The organism is Vibrio sp. V43_P6S15P86 (assembly GCF_009904725.1).
Taxonomy (GTDB): domain Bacteria; phylum Pseudomonadota; class Gammaproteobacteria; order Enterobacterales; family Vibrionaceae; genus Vibrio; species Vibrio diabolicus.
On sequence record NZ_WXWT01000267.1, the window covers coordinates 1 to 5,643 of the forward strand.

General features: G+C 44.1%; 7 protein-coding genes. 4 read left to right on the forward strand and 3 right to left on the reverse strand.

Translation table 11 applies throughout. The annotated features are described in order from the left end of the window. Positions 1 to 408, forward strand: a 408-nt coding sequence (locus CAG69_RS12095) for a DUF2753 domain-containing protein (protein ID WP_161444378.1), incomplete at its 5' end; no start/stop codon positions are given. Positions 409 to 528: 120 nt separating this feature from the next. On the opposite strand, the gene motY is transcribed toward CAG69_RS12095, so the two are convergent. Beyond that, the gene (motY, locus tag CAG69_RS12100; protein WP_012841571.1) at positions 529 to 1,410 is read right to left on the reverse strand and encodes a flagellar protein MotY; all 882 of its coding nucleotides are present in this window, start codon (positions 1,408 to 1,410) and stop codon (positions 529 to 531) included. A 263-nt stretch (positions 1,411 to 1,673) separates the two neighbouring features. Here motY and rnt point away from each other — a divergent pair, with 263 nt between their 5' ends. Together rnt and CAG69_RS12110 are read left to right on the forward strand one after the other, a co-directional pair. Further along, positions 1,674 to 2,318, forward strand: coding sequence for a ribonuclease T (rnt, locus tag CAG69_RS12105; RefSeq protein ID WP_005396536.1), 645 nt, complete (start codon positions 1,674 to 1,676; stop codon positions 2,316 to 2,318). Positions 2,319 to 2,346: 28 nt separating this feature from the next. Then, entirely contained in the window at positions 2,347 to 3,672 is a 1,326-nt protein-coding gene (locus CAG69_RS12110) for a Na+/H+ antiporter family protein (protein ID WP_005396535.1), read from the forward strand. Positions 3,673 to 3,747: 75 nt separating this feature from the next. Here the strand turns inward: CAG69_RS12110 and CAG69_RS12115 are convergent, their stop codons facing one another. Further along, positions 3,748 to 4,377 carry a DsbA family protein gene (locus CAG69_RS12115; protein ID WP_005396534.1) on the reverse strand — a complete coding sequence of 210 codons (630 nt, stop codon included), beginning with the start codon at positions 4,375 to 4,377 and terminating at the stop codon, positions 3,748 to 3,750. Between the two features lie 74 nt (positions 4,378 to 4,451). Further along, entirely contained in the window at positions 4,452 to 4,787 is a 336-nt protein-coding gene (locus CAG69_RS12120) for a Grx4 family monothiol glutaredoxin (protein ID WP_017635833.1), read from the reverse strand. A gap of 283 nt (positions 4,788 to 5,070) precedes the next feature. On the opposite strand from CAG69_RS12120, the gene sodB reads away from it, so the two are divergent. Further along, on the forward strand, positions 5,071 to 5,628 hold the full coding sequence (gene sodB / locus CAG69_RS12125; protein ID WP_161444380.1) for a superoxide dismutase [Fe]: 558 nt from the start codon (positions 5,071 to 5,073) through the stop codon (positions 5,626 to 5,628). Positions 5,629 to 5,643: the final 15 nt, after the last annotated feature.

The window sequence follows — 5,643 nt, forward strand, 5'->3', positions numbered from 1 at the left end:
CTTCTAGCCGATACGGCACTTCAACTAGATGACCCTGTTCGCAGCATTCTTCATTACCAGCAAGCCCTAAGCCTGAGTGAAGATATTAGCGAATGTGTGGAAATTGAAGCAGACGAGCGATTATTAATTTCTGTGATTTCTTGTCATAACTTAGCTCAGTTCTGGCGTTGGGCCGGAGACACTGATTATGAACTCAAATACCTTCAGCTGGCTTCAGAGAAAGTCTTAACACTCATCCCACAATGCCCAAATAAAGAATGTGCAAGCTTTATCGACTCAATAGGATGTTGCACTAAAGCATTAATAGACTTCATGAAACGTCACCCTAATCCGGCTATTGCCAAACAGGTTGAAAAAATCGATACCGCAACCAATTGCGAAGTCATTGCCAAATTCCGCTTAAACTAACATTCAAATTATACAGCCGGAATCACCGAAAGGTACTTGGCAGAATACCATTAAAATATTATTAACAACGTCAGTAAATCAAAAACGCCGAAGCTTTCAGCTTCGGCGTTTTTATATTCGTTACACTTGGGTTCGCCCGAGTGATATTACGACTCGGCGGTTTTTGTCTTTTCCTATTGGCGAGCCATTATCTGCAATAGGACGACGCTTGCCGTACCCTTGCACTTGAATTCGATCTTCCGGTAGCCCTAGAGACTGAAAATAATCACGAAGTGACTCTGCACGTCGCTCAGATAAACTTTGACTCGCACTTTTGCCATCGGTTGAATCGGTATACGTCGCCACCAGCACGAGATCGATATCTTGATTATGTCGGATATAATCTGCAATTTGTGACAAACGCTTTTTGGAAGCCTTGGTTAACTGATCGCCTTGTCTTTCGTAGTGCAAAATCGTAAAGGCAATGTCTTCAAAACTGTATTTCAATAAATTGGAAATACAGTCGCTAAACGCGTTGTACTTATTTTGAAACAGCACGGATGACAATGCGACTTCAATTCTCTGATCTCGGCTCTGCCAATCCTGATAACTAAAGGTCGGATAACGCCCTTTTTCCAGCTCAGACAAAATGCCCCATGCTGTTTGCCCTCCGACATAACCATCAAACTGTTTAAAAAACTTTAGGTTTGTAATTCGATCGGCGTGTTCACCTGGTCGCCAAGGTGGCGGCATAGAGATGAGACTGACGTTACGTGTTTCTCCCATCGGACGACGCATTTTTAACTCAAAGTCTAAATTGATTTTTTTATTCGCACGAGATGAAAATACCGCATCTCCAAAACTTGGAATAGGGTGAACAAGTTGGCATTCTAACGGTGTGTTGACCACCATTTCCCATTGAGATTGCTGTGGAGTGGCAACATAGCGTTTGCCCATCACAGCAAAACTGCTTGTGCTAAACAACGAAAATACAACGCCACTAGTAATCAGCCATTTCTTCATCTAAGTACTGTCTCTTAAACGGCAGTCTGTTGCCGTCAATTTGAATCAATAAAACCACTTCACCTGGCATGCAAAAACCTCGCCAACGTGCGAAATATCGTGATATTACGATTAACGTTAATCATGGTAACTCAATCACCCGAAATGCGATCGAGCGTATTGATGAGATGCAAAATAGAATTCCGTTTTTCTCCTAAATTGCGGTTTTTCTCGTCGGTATAATCTGCAATAATGCAGCCTTCGTCACACAAAAATAAGCCGACATGACAATAGAAAATGAAGCTCTGACCTTGAAAAAACGCTTTCGTGGTTATTTCCCTGTGGTAGTAGACGTTGAGACCGCAGGTTTCAATGCTCAAACTGATGCACTTTTAGAAATTTGCGCCGTTACGTTAAAAATGGACGAAGATGGCGTGTTGCATCCAGCCTCCACCATTCATTTTCATGTTGAGCCATTTGAGGGCGCTAACTTAGAAAAAGAAGCGCTAGAATTCAATGGTATTCGTGACCCATATAGCCCTCTTCGTGGTGCAGTTTCTGAGCAAGAAGCGTTAAAAGAGATTTATAAACTTATTCGCAAAGAACAAAAAGCCGCAGATTGCTCGCGCGCAATTATGGTTGCCCATAACGCAGCATTCGACTTAGGTTTTGTAAATGCAGCCAATGAGCGCTGTAAACTAAAAAGAGTCCCTTTTCATCCCTTTGCTACTTTTGACACGGCAACATTGAGTGGCCTCGCTTATGGTCAAACGGTTCTCGCGAAAGCATGCAAAACGGCAGGGATGGAATTCGATAATCGTGAAGCACACTCAGCGCTTTACGATACACAAAAAACAGCAGAATTATTCTGCGGCATTGTCAACAAATGGAAGGCCCTCGGCGGTTGGCCGCTTGCTGACGAAGAATAATAAGTAAACACAACATATTAGGAAAAGTATGAATCCTGTCGTTATATCAGTGTGCGTCATGCTCGTGTTAGCATTGATGCGCGTAAACGTGGTGGTTGCCCTCACGTTTAGTGCCATCGTTGGTGGCCTTGTCGCAGGCATGAGCCTTGGAGACACAGTTGCCGCGTTCGAAAGTGGTTTAGGTGGCGGTGCGACTATCGCTCTAAGCTACGCAATGTTAGGTACTTTCGCCGTTGCTATCTCTAAATCTGGCATCACGGATCTACTGGCAAAAAGTGTTATCAAGCGCTTAAATGGTAAAGAAAACTCGGCGTCAACTACCGGGTTAAAGTACGCGGTGTTAGTCGCGCTCGTTCTTGTCACTATGTCATCTCAGAACGTAATTCCGGTCCATATCGCCTTTATTCCAATTTTGATTCCACCTCTTTTGGGCGTATTTGCGAAACTTAAGCTCGATCGACGTTTGGTCGCGTGTGTTCTTACCTTTGGTTTGATCACACCTTACATGATCTTACCTGTTGGTTTCGGCGGTATTTTCTTAAACAACATTCTATTAAAGAACCTACATGACAACGGTTTGGAAAACGTGGTTGCAAGCCAAGTTCCAACTGCAATGTTACTGCCAGGTGCTGGTATGTTGTTTGGTCTATTGCTGGCAATCTTTGTTAGCTACCGTAAACCGCGCATCTACGAAGAAACGGAGTTGACTGTCGTTCACGAGACAGATCATGCTATCAATAAAAAGCACATCTTGGTGGCCGCTCTTGGTATTGTCGCCGCATTGGGTGTTCAGCTTTACACTGGCTCAATGATTATTGGTGCTCTAGCTGGCTTTATGGTGTTTACTTTTGGCGGTGTGATTGCCTGGAAAGAAACGCACGATGTCTTCACAAAAGGCGTGCATATGATGGCTATGATTGGTTTCATCATGATCGCTGCCGCAGGTTTTGCTGCGGTAATGAAGCAAACAGGTGGCGTTGAGACATTAGTACAGTCTCTCTCTACCAGCATTGGTGATAATAAGCCGCTTGCTGCGCTATTAATGCTAATTGTTGGTCTGTTGGTAACAATGGGTATCGGTTCATCGTTTTCAACCATTCCAATCTTGGCGACAATCTACGTTCCACTCGCGTTGGCATTTGGTTTTTCGCCAATGGCAACAATCGCGCTAGTTGGTACTGCTGCCGCTTTGGGTGATGCTGGTTCTCCAGCGTCCGACTCGACATTAGGCCCTACATCTGGTCTAAATGCCGACGGTCAGCATGAGCACATTTGGGAAACAGTCGTTCCAACCTTTATCCACTACAACATCCCACTGATCATCTTTGGTTGGATTGCTGCAATGGTGCTTTAGTACCGTCGTTTGATGGATATACTTAGTTACGAAAAAGCCGCTCATTGAGCGGCTTTTTGTTATTTGAAATCGCGATTATTGCGCTGGCATATTGTCAATAATACGCTCACGTATCAGTTTCAAGGTAGGCTCTGTTGACAGATAATCCACGGCAATCGGGAAATAAGCGTCGTTAATTTGAAGAACCAAGCTAGGGTAAGAATCCACGCCTAGGCTCTTTGCAAGACTCAGTTGATCTTGGAACACACCTTCTAAGAAAGAGCCGTCCATATCGTTCTTGAACTGCTGAACATTCAAACCAATTTCTTTAGCTAGCTGCAAGTGAGTCGCTTCTTCATGAGGAGGCATCGCACGTAAATAATACGCATGTTGAATCGCTTCTAGCATCTGCTCATAAGAATCTTGAAAGCCCGCAGCGATAACTGCGCGACAAGATTGGTAAGTGCTTCTTACTGGCGTACAAAGCTTCCAGAAATCGTAGTTAAACTTGGTGCCCAACTGACGCTCAATCTGCTTCCAAATACCTTCGAGTTTTTGTTGCATCTCTGGTGGCATCGGCAAACTAGTATCTGGCGCAAGACCACCCACCACATACTCAAACTGAATAACGCCTGGCAGTTGCTGTTTCAATTTATCAAGCGTCGGTTTGTAACCCCAACACCAACTGCACATTGGGTCATGCACGTAGTAAAGCTTTATGTTCATTCCACTAACCTAAAAAGAAAAAGGAGCCAGTACGGCTCCTTCGTATTCTATCGCTAAATGTGAGTATTTACGAATTACTCAGCTTGATCTTCAGCGCGCGCTGCAGCTTCTTTGATTAGAGGCTGAAGTTCACCTTTTTGGAACATTTCTAGAATGATGTCGCAACCGCCGATAAGCTCGCCTTCAACCCATAGTTGAGGGAATGTTGGCCATTGTGCGTACTTTGGTAGCTCAGCACGGATATCTGGGTTTTGCAGAATGTCTACGTAAGCGAACTTCTCACCACATGCCATTAGAGCCTGTGACGCTTGAGAAGAGAAACCACAGCTTGGCAGTTTCGGTGATCCTTTCATGTACAGCAGGATTGAGTTTTCAGAGATCTGCTGTTTGATTTTGTCGATAGTTTCCATCGCTTCCTCATTCATGGGTTTGAACTTTGTTTATTTGCCACATTCTACTCAATAACGACAGAATAAAAACCATATAATTAATAAGGCTTAAATTCAGGTTGCTTGATGGCGAACAATTCAGCACTTCACAGCCGCTAACCCCTTAAAATATTTTCATATCGGGGTTTTAATAAAGTAAAAACTTGCTAAAATACTTAGCAAGTCAGCCTTAAAGGCTACATAGCTATAAAAACACTGGAAGCAATCGAAAGGTCATCCTTTCAAATCAATGGAGAATCGAGTAATGGCATTTGAACTACCAGCTCTTCCTTACGCGAAAGACGCACTAGAACCACACATCTCAGCAGAGACTCTAGACTACCACCACGGTAAGCACCACAACACATACGTTGTTAAGCTAAATGGTCTTATCCCTGGCACTGAGTTCGAAGGCAAAACTCTAGAAGAGATCATCAAGACTTCTACTGGTGGCGTATTCAACAACGCAGCGCAAATCTGGAACCACACGTTCTACTGGCACTGTCTTGCTCCAAACGCGGGCGGCGAACCAACTGGCGCAGTTGCTGACGCAATCAACGCAGCATTCGGTTCTTTCGAAGAATTCAAAGCGAAGTTTACTGATTCAGCAATCAACAACTTCGGTTCTTCATGGACTTGGCTTGTTAAGAAAGCTGACGGCTCTCTAGAGATCGTTAACACTTCTAACGCTGCTACTCCTCTAACAGAAGAAGGTACAACACCACTTCTAACTGTTGACCTGTGGGAACACGCATACTACATCGATTACCGCAACGTACGTCCTGATTACATGAACGGCTTCTGGGCACTTGTAAACTGCTGACTCATACAAACAGCC

Bases quoted from the DNA above. Each gene is read 5' to 3' on its own strand.
- CAG69_RS12120 (WP_017635833.1), bottom strand. From the start codon at position 4,787: ATGGAAACTATCGACAAAATCAAACAGCAGATCTCTGAAAACTCAATC.
- rnt (WP_005396536.1), top strand. From the start codon at position 1,674: ATGACAATAGAAAATGAAGCTCTGACCTTGAAAAAACGCTTTCGTGGT.
- sodB (WP_161444380.1), top strand. From the start codon at position 5,071: ATGGCATTTGAACTACCAGCTCTTCCTTACGCGAAAGACGCACTAGAA.
- CAG69_RS12110 (WP_005396535.1), top strand. From the start codon at position 2,347: ATGAATCCTGTCGTTATATCAGTGTGCGTCATGCTCGTGTTAGCATTG.
- motY (WP_012841571.1), bottom strand. From the start codon at position 1,410: ATGAAGAAATGGCTGATTACTAGTGGCGTTGTATTTTCGTTGTTTAGC.
- CAG69_RS12115 (WP_005396534.1), bottom strand. From the start codon at position 4,377: ATGAACATAAAGCTTTACTACGTGCATGACCCAATGTGCAGTTGGTGT.